This is a genomic window from Streptomyces sp. NPDC037401 (assembly GCF_055602345.1).
This window is the reverse complement of sequence record NZ_JBVJWO010000018.1, coordinates 74,711-98,816: the sequence shown is the minus strand read 5'-3', so window position 1 is coordinate 98,816 and position 24,106 is coordinate 74,711. Positions and strand designations below refer to the sequence as shown.

Here is a 24,106-nt window from a genome sequence, read left to right as displayed (position 1 = left end):
TGACCCCGTCACCGGCCCGCGTATACACGCCGCCGCCCACACAGTTCCTCACCCGCACGGCAGCCAGCCCGCCAGCACCAGCCTTGTCCGCACCGGCCGTACGGGCGCCGCACTCGCGTTCGTTGCCCGCCATGGTGAACCGTACGGAGCGCTGGTGAGCCGGTATCGCCGATCCCGCGTCTCACCGTTGCCTTCTGGCGCCGCCTCTGCGTGCGACACCCCGGTGACCGTGATCGTCAGGGCGAGTGAGGCACGCGTACGTCCCGACCATTTCGAGGCACTCCGCTCCATGGCCGTCTCTGCGGCAGGCGAGTTTCCCAACCGCTACCCCGGACCGGTGGACCACGAGGTACTGCCCGCGCCGGACTCCAACCGGCAGAAACCCGACCAGGACCCCGCCGAATGGCTGCAGGCAGGGTGAGTGCGCGGTTCAGGGGAGGGCCGCCCCACATGCGGTCGAACCATCACCAGCCCTGCCCGACCTCGCGGCGTGCTGCCCGCGCCTTGGTCCTGCTGACGTCAGTAGCTCTTGCGACAGGCTGTGCAGCGAGCGCCCCCGTGACTCCTCCTGCCGTGCCCCGTCCGCCGCGGCTGGCCGGTGGCGCTGAAGCCACGCGATGGCTTGGGCGCGACGATCGCGTGACACGTCCGCCCCGTCGGCCTCCCAGTCGATCAGGCGGCGTACGGGCTCCGTGTCGCCCGGGTTGGGCACGGCCAGGGAGCCGATGCCGTCCTGCCAGGTCGTTCCGACCACGGAGACGGTGCTGTCGAGCGAGAGCATCGCGAATTCCGGACGTCCGGATCGCGAGCCGAGCAGACAGTCGTCGTATCCGAGTACGGATCTTCCCCGGCGGATCGCGCACGCCGCGCCCATGACGTCCCAGGCGTCGAGTAGACGCACCCGGCGCCATACGGAGGGCTGGTCCAGGTCTACCCGTGGGTTGTGGCGGTGGGCGGGGAGGGCGAGCAGGAACTCACGGTTGGCGTCGAACAGGCCGAAGGAGGTCGCCAACTCGTACCAGCCTCGGTTGGCGTGCTCGATGAGGTGCGGGTCTTCGAAGCCGACGAAAGCATCCCGCCGGCCCGTCTCCTCGTGAGTGCAGCTGACCGTCGCACTCATGACGGACACCGGCAAGGCGGCGTCCGGCACGCCGCCTTCAAGCACCTCCAAGCCCGCCCGCTTCAGCGGGGCATACACTCTCCGGCGCATCTCCTGCCTGCCCATGTCCCCCCCTGTCGCCGCTCGATCACCAGGAGACGATACGCAGCCTGCCGATCGTCAATGACCAGGGGCACCCCACACGGGGCCGGCGACACGCGCGTCGGCCCCGTGTGGGGTGCCCCTGGGCGGGCACGAGGGACACATGACCCTGATGCTCCTGCTCCTGCTGCCCCTCGGACTGGCCCTCGTAATCCTCGCGACCACCGAACCCCACCCACTGTTCGCCACTCCCGGATGCGCCGGTCCTGAGCTTTCCTTGTACGTGATCCAGACCTCTTCGCGTTCTTGCATATCCCGGGGTACCTGGTCGGACCAGGTACCCGGCTCGACGCGTTGCGCCGGTCAGGTGCCCGGCCGGTCCGGGAGCGGGGTGCCGCAGCCCGTGCAGTAGCGGGCATCGGCTTCTATGGCGTGCCGGTGGCAGCGGCCGCACACCAGGTGCACCGCGCACGGCTGCGGGGGCGCCGCCGTAACGGCCGGTGCGATGCTCATGCCCGGGCGCCTGCCGTGGGCGGTGAGCACGACCAATCCTTCCGCGCCGGCCGACACAGCGCGGGAGGCGCCGCGGGGCAGGAAGGCCAGGCGCCCCGGTGTGAGCGGGGTGTCGGCACCGTCGAGGGTGAGGGTGCCGCTGCCGGCGACGGCCAGGAGCACGACGTCGACGTCCGTCTCGGTGAAAGGCGTCCCGCCCGTGCCGGGCAGGTGACGGACCAGGTTCGCGTCCAGCTGCCGGCGAGCACCCCGCAGGCGCCACAGCGCACCCCCGTCGTCCGGCCGTGCCGCTGCCAACAGCCCCGCCACCGTCACCGACTCCGCGTCGTCTGCCGCCTCCACGTGGTGCCCTCCATGCCCGTACCGCGCCCTGACCGCCGCATTATCCCCTCGCCTTCACGAGAGCGGGCCCGAAGGCGGCCTTCCCGGGCCGCTTCCGGCGCGACGGGGACCGTCCGCGCAACCGGCAGGCGCCGTCGGGGCGGGCCAGGACGACACGTACGGTTCGGTCGGCGTCAGCGGGTGCGTACGGCCGTGACGGTGAAGCGCTCGACTTCCGTCAGGTGGCCGCCGGTGGAGGCCACGATCGTCAGGACCGGGTCGGTGGGGCCGGTGTACGAGACAGTCGCGGTCCAGGGCTGGTCCGAGCCGCCGGCCGGGGTGCAGCAGGCGGTGCCCAGTGGCCCCGCCGACGACGGCTGGCGCACCTGCACCCTGATGCTCTCGTCCACGCCGGTGATCCGTCCGCCGACCCGGAGCGGGGAACGCGCCGTGGCGCCGTACGCGGGCTCGGTCAGCGTGAACGTCGTGTCGTCGGTGCCCACCACCTCCCAGGGGGCATCCGGTCCCGTTCCGTACCGCACCAGGTGGATGACCGCCGCGGTGCTGCGACGGGCCTCCTCGGGAGCGCCCGGGCCGACGCCTATCCGGGCGTGCCGGCCGGTGACGGAACGCGAGGAGATCCGGTCGATCTCGCCGAAGCCCAGGTAGCCCTGGACGAAGGCCAGCGCCGTCCGGTCGGCGTCCAGGTGCCAGGGCTGGTGGCCGCCTTCACGGTAGGACCGCTGCCAGTCCTGCACCTGCGCGGGCGTGGTGAACGGCCACAGCGGCTGCAGGCCCGCTCCGAGGGCCGGTTCGGCCGCTCCGGGCGCCGAGGTGGCAGGGGCGGGAGCAGGGCTGGTCGAGGTGGGCGGGGTGGGCGGGGTGGGCTCGGAAACCGCCGAGGGAGAGCCAGAGGGCGTGCGGAACGTGCCGGTCGGCAGGCCGGTGGGCGCCGGGCGCTCCGGGGCGCCGTCGTCGCAGCCTGCCAGCAGCAGCCCGGCGATCGCCGCCGCGGTGAGGAACCGGTGGGGCCGGGTGGGCCGGAGCCTGATGTTCATGGGGACTCCAGGACGGTGACGCCGGACGAGCACACCCCCCACGCTGGCGGGTACCGCCGGTGGCGTCATGGTCCCATCGGACCGCCCTGCTGGGAAGCCGTGGCGCCGGTCCGACGCCCGCCGTCAGCCTCCGGTGACTCACCGGCGCTCTCGCCCGGCCCGAAGCGGAACAGCCGCGCGGCGGCGTTCATCGCGCCGGGCAAGGGCCCGGAAGGGAAACGGAACACGGTGGCCCGGTGAATTCCCCTGCGTGCGGGGCGGATTGGAGGGATCTCCACACATCGACGGGGGTCGCTTTTTGGATCTTTCACCAGTACGAGGTCGGTCCGCCGTCGGATGAAACTTCCTCCACGGGCCGCGGCTCATTTCGGGAGCCGACGCCACGAATCGAGGGGAACCGCCACGATGAGTGGTCAGCTGTACGACGGTATCGGGGAAGCCTTCGAGGGCTTCAAGACCCTGCCCATCATCCGCTACGCCGAGGTACCGGGCTTCCTCGCCCTGGTGGGCGACGTGACCGGGAAGTCCGTGCTGGACATCGCCTGCGGGACCGGGTTCTACAGCCGCGAGCTCCGCCGCCGCGGTGCGTCCCGGGTCTTCGGGTTCGACATCTCCGGCGCGATGGTCGACGCCGCCGAAGCCATCGAGCAGGCGGAACCCCTCGGCATCGCGTACGAGGTCGGGGACACCGCCACCCTGCGGACCTTCGAGGAGCCCTTCGACATCGCGGTGGCCGTGCAGGCGTTCAACTACGCCCAGGACGTCGCCGAGATCGAGCAGATGATGCGCAACATCCACCGCAGCGTCAAGCCCGGCGGCTCGTTCCTCCTCTTCGTGCAGAGCCCGGACTTCGACTTCGACGGCCCGTCGCTGGCCAAGTACGGCTTCCTGTGCGAGTCGACCGGCAAGGACAACGAGATCGGCCGGGGGATCCGCCTCACGGCCCTGCTGGAGCCGCCGGTCTCGTTCGAGGCCACCGTGCCGTCCCAGGAGACGTACGAGAAGACGCTGACGGCGGCCGGGTTCTCCGCGATCGAGTGGGTCCGCCTGGACGTCTCGGAGGCCGGCGTGCAGGAGTTCGGCGAGGAGTACTGGCAGGACTACGCCGGGAACCGCCCGCTGACCATGATCCGCTGTACCGCCTGACCGGTCCGCTCCCGCACTCACCCGGCCGACCATCGCCTCCGGTTCGGCCGGGTGGGGCCGGTGGGGGCACGCCCGTAGGGGACGAGAGGACGGCCGTACGGGCGTGCGGGCGTGCGGGCGTACGGGGTGGCTCGGGGGAAGTGGTCGGGGTGGGGCGGGATCGGCCCGGCAGGCTGCAGCCATCCCCCGTGTGGTCGACGGCGAACTCGTCCCGTGGACACTGCCGCTGGCTGACGGTGATCTCTTCTTCGTGGCCGACCATGCGGTGACAGCCTGTCCGGTAGTGGCCTGCGCCCTCAGCGGGATGCGGACCGGCGAACTGCTGGAGATCGAAGCGGGTACCCGGCTCCCCGCCGTGACGACGCCCGGGGGCGGCCGCCGGTTCCGGCTCGCCAGCCGACTGATCAAGGGGCAGAACTTCGGAGGAGTCGCCGACGAGTGCGTGGTCATCGAGCAGGTGGACCGGGCGGGCGTGGCCATCGCCGAACGGCTGGTGGCTCAACCGGCCGGTGAGGTGCTGTTCGGCACCATCGACCTGGCCGGCCGGTTGAAGCACCTGCGCAGTTGGCTGGAGCGGACCGGCGATCGGGAGCGCCGGGGCCGGGCGGCCGCCTTCGACGCCACCGCTTCCTCTCACCACCTCACCGTTCATCAGGCAGGTTGACTGTCGGGTGAAGGACTGTCCGGCTCTTTCACGGAGATCTTCAGCCGACTGTCGTCGAAGCCAGTGGCCGTCGGCTGCTCCGTGCGCCGGTACAGCCTGGCGATGGCTGCGCACTGAAGTGCCATGGACAGCGCCATGGCCAGGCAGATGCCGGGCAGCCCCGAACCCGACAGGCCGTATGAAAGCGCGAGTTGGAGGACCACGCCGCACGCGGTGATCCGCGCGAGGGCAGCGCTCGCACCGCTGCCCTCGAACACCCCGCCCAGCGCGATGAAGCACGCGAGAAGCATCAAGTACGGCCCCAGGCAGCGCAGATAGAGTGCCCCCGCCTCGGCCACCTCCCCCTCACTGCCGAAGGCCCGCATGATCCACGGCCCGGCGGCGAGCAGTGTCAGGAGAGCCGTGAAACCCAGCGATCCGGCGAGGAGCAACACCTGTCGTCCGATGGCCCGCCGTTCGTCGCGTCCGGCACCGAGCAGATGGGCGGTGTGGATGGCGGCGGCCTGCCGTATCGCGTAGAAGCCCATGGTCGCGACGTACATCGCCTTGGTCGCGATGCCGTACGCGGCGACCTCGCTGACGCCGATCCGGGCGACGACGGCGACGAGTGCAAGCGCCCCCGCCATCCGTACGACGAAGTCGGCCGACATGGGGAGCCCGGTCGCAGCCGTCCTGCGCGCATCTGAACCGAGCGAACCGGCCCGCTTCGGGGCCGCCGGGGCGGCCCGGGCCGCCCGTCGCAGGACTCCGTTGCGGTGCAGGGCCACGAAACCGCAGATGAGCGCGGCCGTCCGGCCCAGCACTGTGGCGATCGCCGCCCCGCGCACCCCGAGGTCGAGACCCAGGATGAACAGGGGATCCAGCCCGAGGATCAGTCCGTTCGCGAGGATCGCGAGCTTCATCGGGGTGCGGGTATCGCCCGCACCTTTGAGGATGCCGTCCACGACGTTCGTGGCGAAGAACACCGCGATTCCCGGCAGTGCGATCGAGAAGTAGCCAGTGGTGAGGGCCAGCGAGTCGCCGCCGCTGCCGCCGCCGAGTACGAGGTGGGCGAGCGGTTCGCGGCACAGGTATCCGCCGACGGCAACGATGGGTGTGACCAGCGCCCACAGGACCCATCCGCCGCGCACGGCGGAGCGCATCGCTAGCGGATCCTCCGCCCCCCTGGCTCGTGCGACGAGCACGGTCGTACCCGAGCCGGCGACGAGGATGACGCCGAGCAGCAGGTTCTCGACGTTCGTGGCGACGGCCACCGCGGCGACGGCGCCACCACCGAGCCGCGCCACCCAGACCATGTTGATGATCCCGGCCGTGACCCCCGCGAGAAGCTCGAAGTAGACCGGATACGCGAGCGACACCAGCCGGTGCCGGTGTTCTGCTGCCCCCATGACCGCACCCCTCTTTTCGCTGTACCTCGATTAGAGGTACAGCGAAAAGAGATAGCATGGGCGGGAGAGGACGGGCAAGCGCGCCGACAGGCGCAGGCAGGCAGGAGCTTGGGCATGCTGGAGCTGTCGATTCTGGGTTTCCTCTTCGAGGAGTCCCTGCACGGCTACGAGGTGAAAGCCCGTATCCAGGGGCTCAGCGGCCACATCCGTCCGGTAAGTGACGGGGCTCTCTACCCGGCCATCTCGCGGCTCGTGAAAGCGGGTCTGGTCGAGCAGCACACCGAACCCGGAAGCGGGGCCGCGCCCCGCCGGATCCTGTCCCTCACCGAGGCGGGCCGCACCGAACTGCTCTCCCGATTGCGGCACCCCAAGGAGGCCGAAATCACCGATGGGCAGCGCTTCTTCACTCTGCTCGCCTTCCTGCACCACCTCCCGGACCCTGCCGAGCAGGCTGCGGTGCTGCGGCGTCGACAGACCTTCCTCGACGTCCCGGCGAGCTTCTTCTACCGCGATGGCGAGCCCGTACGGGCCGAGGAGGCTCCCGGCCTCTTCCGGCGGGGCATGCTGCGCATCGCTCGCGCCACCAGCACCGAAGAGAAGAAGTGGCTGGCCGAAGCCATCGCCAGCCTGGAGGGAAAGGGCTGAGCGCGGATCGGCGGTGGCGGCGCCCGTCCCGCTGGGCGAGAGGCAGTACGGTGACGACGCCCGAGCGTTCCCCTGCCCCGCGGACATGACCATCGTCGTCACGGTCTGTACGTTGCCAGCCAAGTGGTCTTGCCCGAGCTGGTCGTTCCACGCCGGCACTGCACTCCTCGCGGAGGACCCTTGACCTGTCGACCGACTCGGGCGGCAACGGCCTTCACCTCGTCGCGGACGGTCTTCGGGTAGCCGGCCTCGTCCTCGGCGTGAAAGGCGTACTCCCACACCCAGCGCTCGTCGGTCACCGAGCGTCCCCGCCTGCCGTACGGATGCCCGCCTCGCCAGCGGCAGTATTGCGGATGCGGCTGCTCTCCAGAGCAGCACGGATTGCCTCGGGCTGGGTCGGCGGCTGCGGGACGGCGGACGGCCGGGGCGCTGTGGTAATGCGACTTCGGCCCTTTTCGTCCTGGTCTTGTCCGCCGACACGGTAGGCATTGGTGAGAGTGGTGACGTGCTGACGGGACCAGCAGCGACTGTCCTGCGCCCCTGCACATTTTCGAGCGAACCCTCCAAGCCATCCTGCGGGCGGCGGAAGGGCCGGGGCGCTGCTTGTCGGGCGGCAGCGGGCCGGTTCGTGAACCCGTACCCGACCTTGGGTCGCTTCGGTCGCTTCAGTCGCTCCCCCGCCAGAGCGGTTCGGTCGCTGCCGGATTGACCCTTCGGTCGCTGCCGGAGGCTTCAGTCGCTTCGGTCGCTGCACCTCAGAAGGCCAGCGACCGAAGGAGCAGCGACCGAAATCGTTCAGTCGCTGCTTCAGTCGCTCGGTATTTCCGCAGGTCAGAGGCATGATCAGGGGCGAGTAGCGACCGAAGCGACTCAAGTTCCCGCATATGAAGACATTCGCGCGTGCGTGTGCGTGTCATAGATAGGACCCTTCAGTCGCTTCAGTCGCTGTTTTGGGGTAGGCACCTGGTCTGACCTGCGATGATTGTCAGCGACTGAAGCAGCGACTGAAATCCTTCAGTCGCTGGTGTCTACGCGTTCAGTCGCTGCCCGCCAGGAGCCCCTCCATCAGCCCGTCCGTCAGCCGTCCGACCGGCGAACCGTCACCCGTTCGCCACGCCGACACGCTCCCGTCCCCCTGCCTGATCGTCCGCTAGTGTGTGCTTGCCCCATTGTTGAGTTTGAGTCGCTTCGGTCGCTGTTGGAGTCGCACATGCCCCCTGAGCTGCAGTTTTTGTGCAGCGACCAAAGGGCTGGCTCAGTCGCTGACGGACGGGAAGCCCCGTGATCCGCCGCGCCGCAGGATTCGACACACCCGAAAGCCGCGCGGTCGCTCGCTGGTGCGCCGAGAAGGGGTGGCCGGTGCACCCACTGGCCCAGGGACAGAAGACTCCCCCGAAGAACTGCATGCTCTGCCAGGGACACAGCCACCAGCCCGCGGACTGCGCGTGCCTGCCCGTCGGTCGCTGGTGCCACGGGTTCCACGCCGCGACCACCGACCCCGTACGCATCGACAGCTGGTGGGGTGCGAACCCGGGTCTCGGTGTCGGCGTCGCCACCGGAGCAGCCGGACTCGTCGTGATCGACATCGACGCGCACGGAGGTGAGGTGCCCTCCCGTGACCGGATCTTGCCCGGAATCCCGATCGCCGACGACGTCGACCTCACGGGCCTCGCCAACGGCTTCCACACCCTCGCCGTACTCGCCGCCCTGCGCGGCGCGCCCGACCCGGCCTGGGACGAGGACACCATGCGCGTGCGCACGCCGTCCGGAGGCCTCCACCTCTGGTACCGGGCGGGCGAAGGGCGGCAGTGGCAGTGCTCCTCCGGAGCCAGCCGCTCCAGGGCACTCGCCTGGCAGGTCGACGTACGGTCCACGGGCGGGTACGTCGTCGCGCCCGGCACCGTCACCCAGGCCGGCGCCTACGAACTCCTCGGGCCCTGCCGCACCCCCGGAGAACTCCCCCAGTGGCTCGCCGCCGAACTCGTGCGCACCGGACACCTGGTGGAGCCTGCCGCGCCCGCGGCGGAGCCGCGTACGGCCGCAGCACGCACCGGGGAAGTGTCCGTACGCAACAGCGTGCGCTCCGTCCCCACGTCACCCATGGCACCCACGTCGCCCTCTGCGGCCACGGGACGCTCCCGGCAGTCCTCCAAGTCCCCTGGCGCTTCCGGAGGCCGTCCAGGAGCCCCTGGAGGCCGCGGAGGCCATGGAGCCCCAGGAGGCGCCCACAAGGCGGCCGTTGCCACCCTGTCGACCGTTCTCGCCGAAGTCGCCGCCTGCGGCCGCCAGAGCCAGGGAACGGGCTTCTCCGAGAAGCTCAACCGGGCTGCCTACACCGTCGGAGGACTCGTCGCTGCGGGACACATCGAGGAAGCAGCCGGCGAGCAGGCCCTGCGCGCAGCCGCCGAACACGCACGCCCCGGCCAGGACGCCAGAGTTGGTCAGATCATCGCCAGCGGCATGAACGCAGGGCGGCAGAAGCCCTTGTACGCGGGAGGCCGCTCATGACGCACCCCAGCGGCGACTTCGACCCGGTGGCCGTCGCCCGCCAGATCCTCCAGGCCGCCGCCGCCACCCAGCTCGAACTGCCCACCCAGCACGCCCCCGTGACTCCCCCGGCCGCGGCCCCCGCAGGGGCAGCAGCCGGGAACGGCCTGATGCCCGACAGCCTCACGGACCGCGGCAACGCCAAGCTGTTCGTACGCCTCTACGGCCGCGAGTACCGGCACGTGCCGGGCCTGGGCTGGTACAAGTGGAGCGGCCACCGCTGGGAACTGGACGAGGACGACACCGTCGTGTGGGCGGCCGGCGAGATGGCCGAACAGCTCACCGAGCACGACCCCGAGGGCATCTACACCACCACCAACCTGCGCCAGCACCGCCGCCGGGCCCTGTCCACCTCCGGGATGAAGGCCATGCTCATGCAGGCCAAGTCCGCCCCCGGGATGGTCCTCAGCGCCACCCAGCTCGACGCCGACCCGTACGCACTGTGCACTCCCGGCGGCGTCGTCGACCTGCGCACCGGAGCGATCAGCACGCCCGACCCCGGCAAGCACTACCACTCCAGGGCGACTTCCGTGGCGCCCGAGGCGATCCCGACGCCCCGCTGGCAGGTCTTCCTGGAAGACACCTTCGGCGACGACGCCGAAGGCAAGGAAGTCATCAGCTTCCTGCACCTGCTGCTCGGCTACTCCATCACCGGAGACGTCGGCGCCCAGGTCATGCCCTTCCTCTACGGCATGGGAAAGAACGGCAAGTCCGTCCTCCTGGACGTGATGGTCAAACTGCTGGGCGACTACGCCGACGCCGCCCCGCCCGGCTTCCTGATGGCCAAGCCCTTCGAGGGCCACCCCACCGACCTCGCCGAGCTCCACGGCCGCCGCGTCATCGTCTGCTCCGAACTCAAGCCCGGCGACCGCTTCGACGAGGCCCGCGTCAAGCTGCTCACCGGCGGCGACCGCATCAAGGCCCGCCGCATGCGTCAGGACTTCTTCAGCTTCGACCCCACCCACAAGCTGTGGCTGCTCGGCAACCACCGCCCCGAAGTGGGCACCGGCGGCTTCGCGTTCTGGCGCCGCATGCGCCTGATCCCCTTCGAACGCGTCGTCCCCGACCACCGCAAGGTCGACAACCTCGCCGACGCACTCGTCAACGAGGAAGGCCCCGGCATCCTGGCCTGGCTGATCGACGGCGCCCGCAGGTACCTTGCCGGGGAGAAGGACCTCACCGGACCCGACCGGGTCCGCATCGCCACCACCGCCTACGCCGAGACCGAGGACCACATGGGCCGCTTCATCACCGAGGCGTGCATCCTGGAATCCGGCCTGCGCGCCGAACAGTCCCGGATGTACCAGGCCTACCGCCAGTGGTGCGCCGATGAAGGCGCCAACCCGGTGACATCGAGGGCGTTCGCCGCCCGCGTACGGGAAACCCTTGGAATGAGCAGCCCGAAGGGCATGCTCACCTCGAACCAGCGCAAGTACTACCCGGGAATCGGCCTGCTCGCCGACCCGTCCGAGGAGGAGGGCACGTGAGCGCGCTCATCGAACCCCAGCAGATCGCTCACGAATCCGAGATCGTCTGGCTCGAGCCGATCGACGGTCTCGACTACGTACGCCAGTCCCTGGACCGGCTCCAGAACCGCCGCGGGCGCCCCCCGTACCACCGCGACGGCCGGATGGTCGGCTACGCGACCCTCGCGTCCTCCGCCCGTGCCTCCCGCGCCTCGGGAACCTTCCTGCGCCGCGTCTTCTGGCTCCTCCCCCACGACCGCGACCAGCAGCCCCAGGGCAGCTACGCCTCCAGCTCCCCCTCCGAGGCCATCGACCCGCGCACCATCTCCCCCAAGGTCACCGGCCACAAGACGCAGCGCTCCGCCGGCCCGCCGTCGGCAGCCATGCGCGAGCTGGGGATAACGCTTCCGGAGAGCTGAGCCTCATCCCCCGGCCCGAGCCGGCGCGCGATGATGGGTGCATGACGTCCACCCCTGCTCCCGAACGCCTGCCCGCAGCAGCATCCGGCCTGATCAAGATCTGGTTCCGGTTCGTCCCGCGCGAGGGCTGGCTCCCGTACGACACCGAGGGGCTGTGGGCCACGCAGCTGACCGCCGACACCGCCCGCATCGCCAACGTCCCCTTCCTGCAGGACGGCGTGGCCGAAGGCGAGACGGTCCGTTTCACCACGGACGCCGAGGGCCTCCACTGGGCCACGGGCCGGGTGGAGGCGTCCGGCAACTGCACCATCCGGATCCTGCCCGTCCCCGACGGCCCGCTGGGCCCCGACCCGCAGGCCGTGCACGCGCAGTTCGCCCCGTTCGGCCTGGGCGGCGAAGTCTTCAGTGCCGACGTTCCCCTGGTGGCCCTGACCGTACCCGCAGAAGCGGACCTCCCGCGGATCAAGGCCCTGCTCAACCACGGGACGGACGCCGGCTGGTGGCAGTTCGAAACCGGCTGCGAAACCGAAGCCTGGCGCGACGCCTGACCGGCCATCGGCCATCCCGGCCGGGCGTGGGCGGGGCGGGCCGGAATCACGAGAATCCCCGGCCGGTAAAGGGTTGGGCACGGGCCCGACGATCATGCCAGGATCGGCGGAGCAGCACCTCCCGGCTGTCTCCGCGGCATGTCTGCCTCCTCTGTGGCCCTGCCGCCCGCCGTACCTTGCCGAGTGGCTCCGCCCAGAGCCGCGCCCCTCCCCAGACGAAGGACACGCCATGTCCACAGCCCTCCGCGTCGAACACTTCAGCCAGGGCGACTGGGAGCCGGTCATCGCGTCCTTCCAGGAGCTCGTCGACACGCGACGCGAGCCCGGCGGATCATTGGCGGTCTGGCGCCACGGGTCCCCCGCCCTCGTCGTGCACGGCGGCAGCGCCGATCTCGCGCAAGAGAGTCCCTGGAGCGCGGACACCCTCGTCCAGGTCTTCTCCACGGGGAAGCCGCTGGTCGCGCTCGCCGCCCTTCAGGCCGTCGCCGACGGCCACATCGCTCTCGACGACCCCGTCACCGCTCACTGGCCGGCCTACCGCGACGCACCGGAACATCCCACGACGCTGCGGATGATCCTCAGCCACCGTTCCGGCAAGCACGCGTTCTCACCTGCGGCGGCCGGACTCGACCCCCGCGACCACGCCGCCCTCGTGCACGACCTCGAAACCATGGAACCGCAGTCCGTGCCGGGCCGGGACATCGTCGAACACGCCTCCACCTACGGTCACCTCGTCGACGGACTCCTCGCCGCAGCCGGCGCCCCCTCGGTCCGCGATTACACAGAGGCCCTGTCCCGCACGCTCGGTGCACGCTTCAGGTTCGGCGTCCACCCGCACGAACTCCCCCTCGTCGCCGAACCCGAACCCATGGGCACCGAGTGGACCGACCCGTACCTCGCACACGAACTCGGCCGCGCTGCCCTCCTGCGCCCCGCTGCCCTCCTCGCCACGGAGACCCTGCGCAGCCCGTCGTGGCACATGACTCCCTTCGGTGCGTCCGGTCTCATCACCGATGCCACATCACTCGCCGGCCTCTACGACGACCTCGGCCGGCCCGACGGCCACATCGCACGACTCCTCGGCACGCAACTCCGGTCCGAACTGTTCAACACCGCCGCCGCCGGCACCGACGGCTTCCTGCGCGAGCACACCCGCTGGTCCCTCGGATTCCAGGTCGACGACAACGGCGAGATAGGCATGGGAGGCATCGGGGGCAGCTGTGCCTGGCACTCCCCCACTCACGGCTACTCACTCGCCTACGTCACACGCGGCCTGCACAACCACGACCGCGTCACCTGCCTGGCTGACGCAGTCGAAAGCACGCTCCACACGGTGCCGGGTGACCCTGCCTTCCAGGGGCGCGCAGAGGGCTGAGTCCAGACTCCTCCACGCAGAGAGGGCTCTGATGTTGACGCGATACTCAGCCCCGAACGGGCCGACCGGCACCACTCCTTCGACACGCGCTGGTCGGCCGACGAAGAGATGGCCTCGATGCGCAACGGGTCCGGCGACGAGTTCTCCATCGTCTTCTCAACGGTCGGCGCGCACGTCCGAGGCTTCGCGCACGAGTCGCCCATGAGTCCGTACGCCGACGACGGGCCGTGGCCCGGGGTGCTTGGACGACGTCCCGGACGTCTTCCGCCCCTGCGTGGAAGAGGCCGCTTTCGCCGACGAGGACGGCATGCCCGTCGTGACTGCCTGCACTTGGCGAAAGACGGACGACAGTGCCTGGCAGGCCGGGGCCGCCGCTGCGGCGCCGGAGGAGCCCGCGGTTTCAAAACCGGGTTTTGAAAGCTTGCCCCAAGGAGGTCCAGCGGCAGGGCCGACCCCGCGCCCCCACGCGACCTGGTCGCCGGCGCCGGGACGAGGACGACCTCTCGCCGTGGACAACCGGTCCGCTGATCTGATTCCCCTGCACTGGAGCATGACGGTGGAGGCATCTGCGATGCGGCGAGCATCGCTTCGTCGACGGCTCTCAGCTGCCTCGCCCCGCAGGCTCGCCGGCTGCGTATTTGGTGGCGGAGCTGCACGCACCTCAAGATCTTCAAAACCCGGTTTTGAAAAGTGAGGGGGAGCGACCCATGGCATACGCGCTGACGGCAGTGGTCGCGGACGGGGAACTGCTCCGATCCGCCTGCCATGAGTTCAGGGACGAGATCCAGTGCGTGCCACTCGCCCGGGCGGGACTGGCATTGCTCCCTCTGACCGACGAAGTCGTCGGAGCCGTGGCTCCTGCCGTGGACGGTGGCCTTGGTAGCGCAGGTTCGGACGGCGGCGACGGTGAACGGACGGCCGCGGTCTGGGAGGCAGGCGACCGGGTAACGGGTCCCCTGCACACGCCATAGGGAGTAGCGCTTCCCGCAGAGGGGAGTCCGATCGACCAAGCCCTCAGGGTCCTCCACGCCGATCTCCGGCCCGGGCTGGACGACTGCGACCTGTTCGACGCGGTCGGCCTCAACCAGCACCGCTTCACTGAGGACTGGCTGATGTCCGCGTAAGCACCGCTCTCCAGCTCTTCCGGGCCACGGTTTCAAAACCGGGTTTTGAAAGGACGACCTCTCGCCGTCGTCAACCCGTCTGCTGATCGGCGAGGCCTGCGGCCCGCTGATCTGATTCCCCCCTGCGCTGGAGCATGGCGGCGGCGGTATCTGCCCATGCGGCGAGCATCGCTTCGTCGATGGGTCTCAACTGCTTCTACCCGCAGGCTCGCCGGCTGCGCATGGTGGCGGAGCTGCACGCACCTCAAGATCTTCAAAACCGGGTTTGAAGGGTGAGGGGAGCGACCCATTTGGCGTTGCTCCGTCTGACCGACGAAGTCCGCGAAGCCGTGGCCCGCTGTGGCCCCGCCGTGGATGGCGGCGTTGGCAGCGGAGGTTCGGACAGAGCCCTCGGGGCCGGTGGCCTGCGTACAGGTCTCCGGGCCACCGTTTCAAAACCGGGTTTTGAAAGCACGCCCGTCAGCGGGCCGGGGACTCGGCCCTGGGGCGTGCGTTCACCGTGATCGCTGCGGCGGAAGCGGGGAAGACGCGCACGGCGATGCCGATTACGACGGCGAGGAAGGCCCGTCGGAGAGCTCGGCATCCAGGGCCGCCGCGGAGGTGAGGCCCTCGATGAACGTCCTGAAGTCCACAGCCAGGGTGAGTTCGGTGTTCCCGTCCGCGTCGAACCACGCCACCGACGGCTCACCCTGTCGGCCGCAGGGCCGGTAGTCGAGGGCGACCCAGCGGTGCCCGTCGCCGGAGAGCAGAACGACCGGGGACGGCAGGCCCCACTCCCCCACCAGGTAAGGCGTGTCCAGCAGCGACAAGTGGTTCTCGTCGCGGCCGATGCCCATCATCGAGTCCAACGGCACGTGGCTCTCGCTCCGCGAAGTGCGCACCTCGGTCGGGAAGGCGTCCCAGTCGGACGCCACCACGCCGCCGTTCTGCAACCGCAAGATCTCCAGCAACGCGGACGGCAGGCGCACCCCGAGCAGACGCTCGGCATCCTCGACGGCAACGTCGGTCAACGGCGCCTGAGCGCCGTACAACCCCTCGCCCCAGAACGCTGCCTTGACCTCATCGAACTCGTCACGCGAGCGTCTACGGACGCTCCCCGCCATCAACAGTTCCGCCTGACGCAGGCCGCGGGCGACGGCAAGTGCATCGACACCTACAGGAACTCTGCAGCCGGGATGGACTTTCAAAACCCGGTTTTGAGATCGGGGTGGGCGGGAGGCACCCATCAGCGCGGCTTCACTCGCCCACGCCCGGAGAGGTCGCGGCACAGATCGCGCCCAGCCTCGCACGAGCCGTCGTCCTGCGCCCGTCGGCAGCGACCAACCGTACGAACTTCAAAACCGGGTTTTGAAGCCGGGCGTGAGGACAGCCGCAAGCGGTTACCAGTCGCTGCCGGGCCGGGTCCCGCTGCGCACGAGGGCGGATCTTCAAAACCCGGTTTTGAAACCAGGCCGATCCTCGAAGACAAGCAGCCCGGTGACGGACTCCGGACGGCACGGATGCCCCTTCCGCGTTGCAGACCTGCATCGGGACAACCGTCGCGAGACCTCAACGCTTGGGGCAGGATCGGGCAGATCGACACCGCAGGGAGAGAGACCAATGATCGCCGTAGCCCAGGGAGTGAAGGTCACCTCGCCGTGCGCGGCCTGCGGTGGCGGGCTGGTCCGCGACGTCGGTCAGTTCATCGACCGGGGGCAGCTGCGCTGGGGTGTCGAAGGGCGCTGCCAAGCATCTCGGACGCGTGGTGCGAGACGGGTACCGGCCCCGCTCCCGAAGAGGTCAGGCAGGCACTGCTGACCGAGCACGGGGCGGCTCGGCTGCGTCTGGAGACGAAGGAGCGCAGTCTCGTCCCCGTGCTGCGAGTCCTTCGCGAGATGCGCGACCTGTCGCTGACCGAAGCCCGGCTGACGGCCGCCGACTTGAGTGGAGTCGGTCTGGTCGGCACGTCCGTGGAGATGGCGCACCTGGCGGAAGGGCTTCGCGAACGGTCGGTCGCCACGAACCTTGCTCCGGAGACCGCCTGACCGCCTGACCGCCTGATCGCCGACCAGGACAGGGAGGCGGCATCCGGACGCGGCGCCGGAGCACCGGCACGGGCGGCCTTTCAAAACCGGGTTTTGAAAAGCAGGGGCATGTGGGCTCGGACGGCGTTCATTTGTCGCAGCGTTCGGCCGGCTCGCGCCGAGCCGTCGCCTCAGGCAGATCGTCGCCTTCCAGGTTCCACCGGTCGTGCCCGGTCGTGCGGAGTCCCTCCGGGGCGCGTACCCATGGCCTGCCGTCGCTGTCCACGAACTGGATCGCCCGGATCGGCGCCCCGCCCTGCTCGATGCCGTAGCCGAGCAGAAAGGCGTCGATGGGGGTTCGGTGAGATGATCAGCCGGGTGCAGGGCGGGCTGCTCCAAGGACCCACCCCCAGCGTTCGAACTGCCGACGTGTCGCCTCTACGCTCGACGACGCCACCAGCGCGCTGAAGAACAGGCCGATCGCCGCCGCGATGGCCGACAACGCCGTCGCCCAGGGCACCAGCACATCGCCGAGTCCACGTGACCGCCGCGCCGCCCTCGGCGGTGCGCTGCCCGACGGCTGTCTCCGGCGGGCGTACAGACGGCGTGCCCTGACGGTGAGGGAGGTCCTTCGAGGCGCCACACGACCAGCATCTGCCAGAGGGCTCGGCTCGGCCACCGGGTGTCCGCCGCCCGGCGGCTCGACCGGTGCCGGGGGAGGAGGGGAGGAGGTGGGGGTGTGTCGTGTGCGTGAGAGGAGAGGGAGGTTGTCGCCGTGAAGCCAGCTTTTCAAAACCGGGTTTTGAAAAGCTGAGCAGGCAACGTCCGCTTCTCCGCCCGATGTGCCCTATTTCTCGCGAACAAGTGGTGTTGCGACGCGGTGCGAGATTCCGGCGAACGCCCTTGACGTGCAATGCTGTCCAAGTCCGCAGTACCGGCCCCTTCAGTGGCCGGGAAGCACACGGAACCCAATGGAGCACCATCCATGGCACGCATCACTGCCGTCATCAACCGCAAGGGCGGGGTCGGCAAGTCGACCCTCACCGTCAACATCGCCGCCGTCGCGGCCGAGGTCCTCGGGGAAGCCCCCGCAGGGGAACCCGATTACGTGGTCGCCGTCTCGAGCGACCCGCAGGGCTCGGCGACCTGGTGGTCGGAGCGGGTCGGAGACGACCTTCCCTTCTCCTTCATCCAGACCAAGTCCCGCAAGGACCTCACCTACTTCCCCGAACTGAAGAAGACCCGCAAGGTCAAGCACGCCTTCATCGACACCCCCGGCTGGATGGACCTGCCGGACGACGAGGTGCAGCAGGCTGGCGACCCGTTCGGCGACAGCGCGGCGGCAGACGCCATGCGCGCCGTCCTCTCCAACGCCGACGACCTGATCATCCCCGTCGAGCCCGAGCCGCTCGGCTTCATCCCGACGCAGACCACCATCGAAGAAGTGGTCAAGCCGCTCGGCCTGCCGTACTGGGTCGTCATCAACAACTGGGACCCGCGCGACGGACTGGCGGACCTCGAGGACACCCGCGCCTTCATCGAGGGCAGCGGCTGGAACCTCGCCAACACCGTCATCCGCCACTACAAGGTCCACGCGCGCGCCGCCGTTGAAGGCACCGTCGTCACGCGGTACAAGAAGAACCGCGTGGCCATGGAGGCCCGTGAGGACTTCTACAAGCTCGCCCTGGAGATCGGAGCGGGGGCCAAGCGTCGATGAGCAAGCGCACCAACTTCGCCAGCCTGATCGGAGAGAAGGCCGCAGCGACGGCGGCCGGCGGGGGAGAGCCCGAGAAGAAGGCGCCCCCGACGACGGCGCTCATGCACACCCTCGTCGGCAACCCCGACAACCCGCGTGGTGAAGGCGAGTACAGCACCAACGAGCCCGGCTTCGAAGAGCTGATGAACACCCTCAAGGAGGTCGGCCAGCTCCAGCCCGTGGCCGTCGTCTCCCGCGAGGTGTTCCTCCGGCTCAAGCCCCAGCACGCGAAGGCGGTCGGCACCGCGGACTGGGTCGTCGTCAACGGCAACCGCCGGCACGCGGCCGCCCGCCAGCTCGGCTGGACCCGGCTCGACATCAAGGTGCAGGACCACCTCGGTGACGGCAAGGGCCTCCTCGACGAGGCCGTCATCATCGAGAACATCCACCGCAAGGCCATCGAGCCCTGCAAGGAGGCCGCCTTCCTCCAGGGCCTGGTCGACAAGTACGGCTCCCAGGAGAAGGTCGCGCAGCGCATCGGCAAGTCGCAGATGTACGTCTCCCACCGGCTCTCGCTGCTGCGCCTGGCGCCGGAGCTCCAGCACCGGGTCGACGCGGGTACGTTCAAGCTGAAGGCGGCACGCGAGCTCGCAGCGCGTACGGCCGACCACGCTGAGCAGCGGGTCCAGTTCGCGGAGCACCTGCGTCAGTCGCAGCTCCCGAAGCCGGCGCCTCAGCCTGCTCCGGCGCCTCAGCCTGCCCCGGCTCCGGCTCCGGTCGTGGAACGGCCCCCGGCTGCGGCACCGGTTCCTGTTGCGGAACCCGAGCCCCTGCCGGCGGTCGAGGATCCGGTGGCCGAGGCCGTACCGGTGCCGGCCCCTTCGCCCGCACCCGCTCCGCAGACGGTCCCTGTCGTCAAGCCCCGGTCGTCCGAGAACGCGGAGGACACCACGCCTGCGCATGCGGCGTCGGCCGTGGTCGAGTTCACGGACGGGGCGCCGGGCGGGGGAGTGGCGCCCGATGTCCTCCCTCTGCTGAGTGCCGTGCTTGCTGCGGTGCACACTCCGGAGGATCTGGTCCAAGGGCTGCGCCGGCTGACGGACGACGCGTACCGCCAGCGGGTGGCCGAACTGCTGCTGGAGCAGCTGTAGCCCTCACCGGTTTCAAAACCCGGTTTTGAAACCGGGCGGCCCGCGGCCCCTTCACGAAGGGGTCGCGGGCCGCTTTCTCGTCTGGCTGAGCGCCGTAGTTGGTCCGACCGGCCGGCCGGCGTGCGCAGCCACAGGTGAGCGTTCCGACCGTCGGCGCGGCGAGCCTGCTCAAGCGCTGTCGATGCGGTCGAGCAGCGCCTGGGCCTCGGCGGTGCGGCGGTGGTCCGGGCCGAAGGCGGCCAGGCAGGCGTCTTGGGCGGCTGTGACCAGCAGGCGGGCTTCGGCGCCACGGCCCAGGCCGAGGAGGGCGGTGGCCACGGCCAGCTCGACGGCGCCGGTTTCCGGGCGACGCTGCTCCTGGGGCAGACGACGGCGCAGCTCGTCGGCGCGCTCCGCCTCGGCGAGAGCCTCCTCGTGGCGGTCCTGGCCGTTGAGGCTGCGGGCCAGACCGAGACGCAGGACCAAAGTGAAGCGGTCCAGTACGCGGTGAGCGGCAAGTGCCTCGCGCGCCAGCGCCTCCGCCTCCGGGTGGCGGCCCAGCGCGGTTAGGGCGTAAATCTGCCCATTGCGAGCGGCCGTTGCTATGAGCGGCATGTCCGGCCCTGTGCCGCGGGCTGCGACCCGGGCGACGGCCGCGCACTCTGCCTCGCATTCGGCGTGCCGGGCGAGTGAGCTCAGCGCCTGGGCGCGGTCCGAGCGCAGTTTCAGGGTCTGCGGGTGTTCGGCGCCGAAGATCCTTCCGAAGACCGGCAGCAGTGCATCGTATGTGGTGACGGCATCGGCATGGCGGCCTTGAGCGCCCGCAGCGAGCGCGGCGATACCCAGGGCCAACGGCGCGTACGTGTCGTCGCGCGGCCGGGACCGGGCCGCAGCCACGGAGCGTGCCTCGGCCTCGGCCTCGGCATAGCGCCCCGCCTGGTACAGGGCCATGGCCTGGGCCAAAGGGGTACTCGCCGTCTGACCGGCTTCGCCTCGGCCACGCCATCGAAAGAGTTTCATACCCAGAGCATACGAATGCTGCGAACACCCATTCGGCAAGGGCTGGTGTGCGGTTCGAGCCACGGGGGCCAACTCGGACGCTCACCCGGGCCAATCCGGGGTACTGCGGAAGGCTGGAAGCGCCGTACGGCCCTGTACGGCTCTGTGCGGGCCTTTGGGGTGACGCAAGGTCAAATCCCCCCAGGGGACTTGCGATCGGGGCTCTGTGGCCCCATTCTGCGAGTCGCTTTTCTGGTGATTTGGTCGAAAATTTCGATTGGTGACATCGGTGTCCTGTCTCACCGAACCTTGACCGATCTCATCGAACTTTGGCCGACTCCTTCGCGGATCCCGGATCAGCGGACTACCAGAGGGGCACAAGGGGCAGTGGTCGGGGGCGCGGGCGGTGGCCGATTCGCGCTCTATCCGGTGCGCGCTGCCAGATGATGGGCTGGTCGTTGTGTCAGGGATCATCGCGGCCGCCATCGCCGTCATCGGAACACTGCTGGGTGCTGTCGTCGCACACCGTTACCAAGAGAAGATTGCATCCCGGTCCGCAGCCCGTGTTGACCGCGAGCGAAGCCACCAGCGTCTCCTCGATGCCTGTGCCGACTTCATTGCTTTGGCGGAGGACTATCGGCAGGCACAGTACGGCCGGTGGACAAGCCTGCATGCAGCACCCGACTCCGAGGCGATGCTCGCAACCCGGGCCGAGTCGTACCGGCTCTACGCCGAGGTCCGAAGCAGCGTTCACCGGCTCCGCCTCGTCGCGCTTGGCCCGCAGGCGCAGCAGCTTGCCGAGCAGGCCGCTGAGATACAGGTGAAGACACGAGAGATCTTCTTCGCTGCCGATAAGCCCGACATGCTCGCCCGAGGTGAGGCTGCGGAGCATGCCTGCGAAGCCTTCGCGGTCCACGCCAAAGAGGTGCTTGCCGCAGAAGAGTGATGAACCTGCTCGGTGGTCAATCTTCGCTGAGAACGGCCAAAGTTCGTTGAGACAGGACAATCGGATGCCCCCTGCGTGCACCCGCGAGATGGGGACTACCGCTTGTGAGGAGGGCGTCGCGGACAGTACCGTACGGTCTGGGTCGGCTCACCGCGGCGGGGGAGGCAGCGATGTCCGTCACCAGGCAGGCTCTGGACGAACTCCACACCTGGGAGCTTCCCGACGCGTATCTCGAGCGCGCGCCGGCGATCTCGTACGACGGGCAGGTCCATCAACGCTGCTCGGTGTGCGGGCGCGAGACCCGTACCCATCCCGGATTTTCCGACGCCGACACCCTCCACACGCGGTGTTCCCAGTGCGGCCCCGCACGCCATGAGCTGATCGTCCATCAGGCGAGGTGTGCGTTTTCGTGCGCCGACTGCGGGACCGAGTTCCAGATGTCCACCTCGGGTTTCGACCCGCTCGACTGCCCCCACTGTGGCGGCCGCCGACTCGAGCTCCACGCCGCCGAGATAGTCCCTCCCTTCCCCACCGAGTGCCGCCAGGGTCGCGGCTGGGACGAAGCGCTGGCACCCCCGGAGATGCAGGAGGAGATACGGCAGCGGCCGCCGCACATCTGGGGAGTGTCGGCCAGGACGGACATCGGGGAGCTGGAGCGGGAGATGCAGGTGCCCGCCCTGAGGCCCGACTTCTACGAGGAGCTGCAACTCCTGGCCCGCTTCGTCTGGCGGCTGTGGACCTACGGGGGTTACGAGGTCGACACGGACATCGCGCTCCTGATCGACTACGAAGCCCATCTGCATCATCAGGTGTTCCGGCTGCTGCGCACCCCGCACGAGGGCATGGAAGCCGTGGAACTCTCCCACAGTGCGCTGCTCGCCCTGCCGGTGCGGGGCCGGCGGTCACGCCTCGAACGCGCCTACCTCGAGCACAACTTCGCCCTGTACGTGTTCAGCCTGCTGCGTGAGTACGGGGACGGCTTGCTGGCCCTCATGTACAGGCCTGGCCTCCGGGCCGTCGCGATCAGCCTCGCGGAGGAAGCCCTGGAGTTCTTCACCGTCGGACCGGGCGGTGAGCTCGACGAGGCCCCCGAACAGGCAGCGCTCATCCAATGCGTGCTCGGAGACCTCCTCGGACTCCCCGTGGGTGCTGTCGAAGACCTTCCGCCGGCCGCGCGGCCGTACGCGGCCACTGCCATGGAAGCCGTGGGGGAGCGGGACAGCCGGGTCCTGGAAGGGCTCTCGGGGCACGACGTCGGGCGCGCCGTCCACTACCTGTCCCGGGCACTGGACAGCGGCCGGCTTCCGGAGACGATGCAGTTCTCGGCCCGCAATTCCCGGGCGGCCGCCATCCTCGGAGGCAAAGAGACGACGGACGGCCTCCGTCGCCTGGCGATCGAGGACCTCGAACTCAACGCCGAGGTCATCGGCTCCGGCGAAGGCTGGCCGGCCGCCTGGATCGTCTGGGGAAACCTGGCGCAGCTCTACCTGGCAGACGAACGCTTCGACGAGGCCCTCCCTTACCTGGAGCAGGCGTGTGCGAGCGGTGGCGTCGAACGCCGTCGGGCCTCCGATCTGCGGGCCGTGCACGCCTGTACCGAGGAGTTCGTGTCGTACTTCGACACGCTCGCCCTCGCGTACGCCCGTCTCGGCCGCCCTCTCGACGCGCTGTGTGCCGTGGAATGGGCGCGCGCCGCGACGATCCGCTTCCACACGATGAGGGAAGAGGAGAGGTCGGAGGCCGAGGGCGAGGCGCTGGAGCAGCGTGTACGGGATGCCGTGCTCGTGCTGGGGAGCATGTTCGGTGTGGTGGCGGACGAGCAACCCGACGTCCCTGACGTCCCTTCCTTCACCGAGGACCTTGGCGCCCTGCGCGCACGTGTGGAGGCGGCACACCGGCAGTGGCGCAACGGGCCGCCGGGAACCGGATTCGTGAGCTTCTCCCTGTGGCGCGACCAGGTGCTGGCCGTAGTCGTGGGGGAGAGGGTGCAGACGCGCATCTGGAAGGCAGATCTCGTGGATCTCGCCGCGGCAATTGCCCTCACCCCGACGGGACAGAGCGCCTGGCGGGAGAAGCGACTGCGGAAGCTCTTCACGAGGGCGTACCGGGCCCTGTGGCTCCCGCTGGCCGACATCCTGCAGGAACAGGCGTTCAACCGCCTGGTCATCAGCGCGCCGGGGAACATGAGCCCCATCTCCTTCGAAGCGGTCACCGCGCTGGCCGAGGCCGATGGCGTCTCGCGGCCGACGGACATCACCTACCTGCCGTCCTTCAGCGTCGCGCAGGACCTGCGGGGCGAAGGAGGCCCGGCGCCCTCCCGGTCCACGAAGGTCCTCATGGTCACGTACCAGGGAGCGGACCTGGAGTCCGCGGTCGAGGAAGCCGAGATGCTGAAGCGGACCTGGGACAGCAGCCTCACCGTCCTCAACACCAGTTTCGCGGCCAAGAGAGAAGTACTCGGGCAGCTGGCCGGCCGCTGGGACCTGATCCACTTCGCGGGGCACGGGTCGTTCGACGCGCAGGACCCGTGGAACTCCGCGCTGCACCTTTCCGAGAACCCCGAGGTGGACAGCCGCCGAGTCACGGCGACCGACCTGCTGGGGGTGCGGCTGCCATGCGCACCGGTGGTCGTACTCTCCGCCTGCTCGTCCGCGCTGACCGGAGGCGGAGCGGTCAACGACGCGTCGGGGCTGACCGGCGCGTTCCTGCGCGCGGGTGCCAGGGGCGTCGTGGCCTCTCGCTGGCCCGTCTACGACTCGACCGCGCTGGCCTTCATGCAGTCGTTCCACGCGGCTCTGCGCGGGGGAGAGGCGGCGCAGACCGCGGTACGTGAAGCACAGAACGCCCTGCGACGGGAGCACGGCGTGGAGGACTGGGCCGCCTTCAGCTACGTGGGCGTCCCCTCGGAATGACAGGG

20 protein-coding genes and 1 pseudogene are annotated in these 24,106 nt (G+C 69.7%); 15 read left to right on the top strand and 6 right to left on the bottom strand.

Annotation, left to right across the window (positions count from 1 at the left end; translation table 11 throughout):
- Positions 1 to 289: 289 nt before the first annotated feature.
- Positions 290 to 421, top strand: coding sequence for a hypothetical protein (locus tag ACZ7H1_RS21010; RefSeq protein WP_470788591.1), 132 nt, complete (start codon positions 290 to 292; stop codon positions 419 to 421).
- 9 nt (positions 422 to 430) lie between these two features.
- Here ACZ7H1_RS21010 and ACZ7H1_RS21005 read toward each other — a convergent pair whose 3' ends face one another.
- From ACZ7H1_RS21005 to ACZ7H1_RS20995, 3 genes are all read right to left on the bottom strand, one after another.
- The gene (locus tag ACZ7H1_RS21005; protein ID WP_470788590.1) at positions 431 to 1,120 is read right to left on the bottom strand and encodes a hypothetical protein; all 690 of its coding nucleotides are present in this window, start codon (positions 1,118 to 1,120) and stop codon (positions 431 to 433) included.
- Between the two features lie 444 nt (positions 1,121 to 1,564).
- A complete protein-coding gene (locus ACZ7H1_RS21000) occupies positions 1,565 to 2,056 on the bottom strand; it encodes a hypothetical protein (RefSeq protein WP_470788588.1) in 492 nt (163 codons plus the stop codon).
- A 173-nt stretch (positions 2,057 to 2,229) separates the two neighbouring features.
- Entirely contained in the window at positions 2,230 to 3,093 is an 864-nt protein-coding gene (locus tag ACZ7H1_RS20995) for a hypothetical protein (protein WP_470788586.1), read from the bottom strand.
- 405 nt (positions 3,094 to 3,498) lie between these two features.
- On the opposite strand from ACZ7H1_RS20995, the gene ACZ7H1_RS20990 reads away from it, so the two are divergent.
- Together ACZ7H1_RS20990 and ACZ7H1_RS20985 are read left to right on the top strand one after the other, a co-directional pair.
- Positions 3,499 to 4,239: a class I SAM-dependent methyltransferase gene (locus ACZ7H1_RS20990; RefSeq protein ID WP_470788584.1), complete on the top strand. Its 741-nt coding sequence runs from the start codon at positions 3,499 to 3,501 to the stop codon at positions 4,237 to 4,239.
- Between the two features lie 190 nt (positions 4,240 to 4,429).
- Positions 4,430 to 4,903 (top strand): hypothetical protein, encoded by a 474-nt coding sequence (locus ACZ7H1_RS20985; protein WP_470788582.1) that lies wholly within the window; start codon positions 4,430 to 4,432, stop codon positions 4,901 to 4,903.
- Here ACZ7H1_RS20985 and ACZ7H1_RS20980 read toward each other — a convergent pair.
- Entirely contained in the window at positions 4,891 to 6,291 is a 1,401-nt protein-coding gene (locus ACZ7H1_RS20980; protein ID WP_470788580.1) for an MATE family efflux transporter, read from the bottom strand. The genes ACZ7H1_RS20985 and ACZ7H1_RS20980 overlap by 13 nt on opposite strands.
- Positions 6,292 to 6,405: 114 nt before the next feature.
- Between ACZ7H1_RS20980 and ACZ7H1_RS20975 the strand changes: the two genes are divergently transcribed.
- The 7 genes and pseudogenes from ACZ7H1_RS20975 to ACZ7H1_RS20945 all read left to right on the top strand — a co-directional run.
- The gene (locus ACZ7H1_RS20975) at positions 6,406 to 6,936 is read left to right on the top strand and encodes a PadR family transcriptional regulator (RefSeq protein WP_470788579.1); all 531 of its coding nucleotides are present in this window, start codon (positions 6,406 to 6,408) and stop codon (positions 6,934 to 6,936) included.
- 1,359 nt (positions 6,937 to 8,295) lie between these two features.
- The gene (locus tag ACZ7H1_RS20970) at positions 8,296 to 9,444 is read left to right on the top strand and encodes a bifunctional DNA primase/polymerase (protein ID WP_470788577.1); all 1,149 of its coding nucleotides are present in this window, start codon (positions 8,296 to 8,298) and stop codon (positions 9,442 to 9,444) included.
- A complete protein-coding gene (locus ACZ7H1_RS20965; RefSeq protein WP_470788575.1) occupies positions 9,441 to 10,970 on the top strand; it encodes a DNA primase family protein in 1,530 nt (509 codons plus the stop codon). Before ACZ7H1_RS20970 ends, ACZ7H1_RS20965 begins: the two co-directional genes overlap by 4 nt.
- A complete protein-coding gene (locus ACZ7H1_RS20960) occupies positions 10,967 to 11,368 on the top strand; it encodes a DUF6009 family protein (RefSeq protein ID WP_470788573.1) in 402 nt (133 codons plus the stop codon). The genes ACZ7H1_RS20965 and ACZ7H1_RS20960 overlap by 4 nt, the downstream gene beginning before the upstream one ends.
- A gap of 41 nt (positions 11,369 to 11,409) precedes the next feature.
- Positions 11,410 to 11,916, top strand: coding sequence for a DUF4265 domain-containing protein (locus ACZ7H1_RS20955; RefSeq protein WP_470788571.1), 507 nt, complete (start codon positions 11,410 to 11,412; stop codon positions 11,914 to 11,916).
- A 229-nt stretch (positions 11,917 to 12,145) separates the two neighbouring features.
- On the top strand, positions 12,146 to 13,291 hold the full coding sequence (locus tag ACZ7H1_RS20950; RefSeq protein WP_470788569.1) for a serine hydrolase domain-containing protein: 1,146 nt from the start codon (positions 12,146 to 12,148) through the stop codon (positions 13,289 to 13,291).
- Positions 13,292 to 13,333: 42 nt separating this feature from the next.
- A pseudogene (locus ACZ7H1_RS20945) lies at positions 13,334 to 13,661 on the top strand (hypothetical protein); the annotation flags it as partial.
- Between the two features lie 1,299 nt (positions 13,662 to 14,960).
- Here the strand turns inward: ACZ7H1_RS20945 and ACZ7H1_RS20940 are convergent.
- Positions 14,961 to 15,425, bottom strand: coding sequence for an SMI1/KNR4 family protein (locus tag ACZ7H1_RS20940; RefSeq protein WP_470788568.1), 465 nt, complete (start codon positions 15,423 to 15,425; stop codon positions 14,961 to 14,963).
- 843 nt (positions 15,426 to 16,268) lie between these two features.
- Between ACZ7H1_RS20940 and ACZ7H1_RS20935 the strand changes: the two genes are divergently transcribed.
- The 3 genes from ACZ7H1_RS20935 to ACZ7H1_RS20925 all read left to right on the top strand — a co-directional run bounded on the left by ACZ7H1_RS20935 (position 16,269) and on the right by ACZ7H1_RS20925 (position 19,265).
- Positions 16,269 to 16,439: a hypothetical protein gene (locus ACZ7H1_RS20935; RefSeq protein WP_470788566.1), complete on the top strand. Its 171-nt coding sequence runs from the start codon at positions 16,269 to 16,271 to the stop codon at positions 16,437 to 16,439.
- A 964-nt stretch (positions 16,440 to 17,403) separates the two neighbouring features.
- Positions 17,404 to 18,135: a nucleotide-binding protein gene (locus ACZ7H1_RS20930; protein WP_470788564.1), complete on the top strand. Its 732-nt coding sequence runs from the start codon at positions 17,404 to 17,406 to the stop codon at positions 18,133 to 18,135.
- A complete protein-coding gene (locus ACZ7H1_RS20925; RefSeq protein ID WP_470788563.1) occupies positions 18,132 to 19,265 on the top strand; it encodes a ParB/RepB/Spo0J family partition protein in 1,134 nt (377 codons plus the stop codon). The genes ACZ7H1_RS20930 and ACZ7H1_RS20925 overlap by 4 nt, the downstream gene beginning before the upstream one ends.
- A gap of 168 nt (positions 19,266 to 19,433) precedes the next feature.
- Here ACZ7H1_RS20925 and ACZ7H1_RS20920 read toward each other — a convergent pair whose 3' ends face one another.
- Positions 19,434 to 20,264, bottom strand: coding sequence for a tetratricopeptide repeat protein (locus ACZ7H1_RS20920; protein ID WP_470788561.1), 831 nt, complete (start codon positions 20,262 to 20,264; stop codon positions 19,434 to 19,436).
- A 439-nt stretch (positions 20,265 to 20,703) separates the two neighbouring features.
- On the opposite strand from ACZ7H1_RS20920, the gene ACZ7H1_RS20915 reads away from it, so the two are divergent.
- Both ACZ7H1_RS20915 and ACZ7H1_RS20910 read left to right on the top strand, forming a co-directional pair.
- Positions 20,704 to 21,189 (top strand): hypothetical protein, encoded by a 486-nt coding sequence (locus ACZ7H1_RS20915; protein WP_470788559.1) that lies wholly within the window; start codon positions 20,704 to 20,706, stop codon positions 21,187 to 21,189.
- A 170-nt stretch (positions 21,190 to 21,359) separates the two neighbouring features.
- Positions 21,360 to 24,101: a CHAT domain-containing protein gene (locus tag ACZ7H1_RS20910; protein ID WP_470788557.1), complete on the top strand. Its 2,742-nt coding sequence runs from the start codon at positions 21,360 to 21,362 to the stop codon at positions 24,099 to 24,101.
- Positions 24,102 to 24,106 lie beyond the last annotated feature (5 nt).

What these genes read in the sequence shown, in the direction of transcription:
- ACZ7H1_RS20955 (WP_470788571.1), top strand. Translation starts at nt 11,410, where the DNA reads ATGACGTCCACCCCTGCTCCCGAACGCCTGCCCGCAGCAGCATCCGGC.
- ACZ7H1_RS20930 (WP_470788564.1), top strand. Translation starts at nt 17,404, where the DNA reads ATGGCACGCATCACTGCCGTCATCAACCGCAAGGGCGGGGTCGGCAAG.
- ACZ7H1_RS20990 (WP_470788584.1), top strand. Translation starts at nt 3,499, where the DNA reads ATGAGTGGTCAGCTGTACGACGGTATCGGGGAAGCCTTCGAGGGCTTC.
- ACZ7H1_RS20995 (WP_470788586.1), bottom strand. Translation starts at nt 3,093, where the DNA reads ATGAACATCAGGCTCCGGCCCACCCGGCCCCACCGGTTCCTCACCGCG.
- ACZ7H1_RS20965 (WP_470788575.1), top strand. Translation starts at nt 9,441, where the DNA reads ATGACGCACCCCAGCGGCGACTTCGACCCGGTGGCCGTCGCCCGCCAG.
- ACZ7H1_RS20910 (WP_470788557.1), top strand. Translation starts at nt 21,360, where the DNA reads ATGTCCGTCACCAGGCAGGCTCTGGACGAACTCCACACCTGGGAGCTT.
- ACZ7H1_RS20925 (WP_470788563.1), top strand. Translation starts at nt 18,132, where the DNA reads ATGAGCAAGCGCACCAACTTCGCCAGCCTGATCGGAGAGAAGGCCGCA.
- ACZ7H1_RS20980 (WP_470788580.1), bottom strand. Translation starts at nt 6,291, where the DNA reads ATGGGGGCAGCAGAACACCGGCACCGGCTGGTGTCGCTCGCGTATCCG.
- ACZ7H1_RS20975 (WP_470788579.1), top strand. Translation starts at nt 6,406, where the DNA reads ATGCTGGAGCTGTCGATTCTGGGTTTCCTCTTCGAGGAGTCCCTGCAC.
- ACZ7H1_RS20950 (WP_470788569.1), top strand. Translation starts at nt 12,146, where the DNA reads ATGTCCACAGCCCTCCGCGTCGAACACTTCAGCCAGGGCGACTGGGAG.
- ACZ7H1_RS21005 (WP_470788590.1), bottom strand. Translation starts at nt 1,120, where the DNA reads ATGAGTGCGACGGTCAGCTGCACTCACGAGGAGACGGGCCGGCGGGAT.
- ACZ7H1_RS20920 (WP_470788561.1), bottom strand. Translation starts at nt 20,264, where the DNA reads ATGAAACTCTTTCGATGGCGTGGCCGAGGCGAAGCCGGTCAGACGGCG.
- ACZ7H1_RS21010 (WP_470788591.1), top strand. Translation starts at nt 290, where the DNA reads ATGGCCGTCTCTGCGGCAGGCGAGTTTCCCAACCGCTACCCCGGACCG.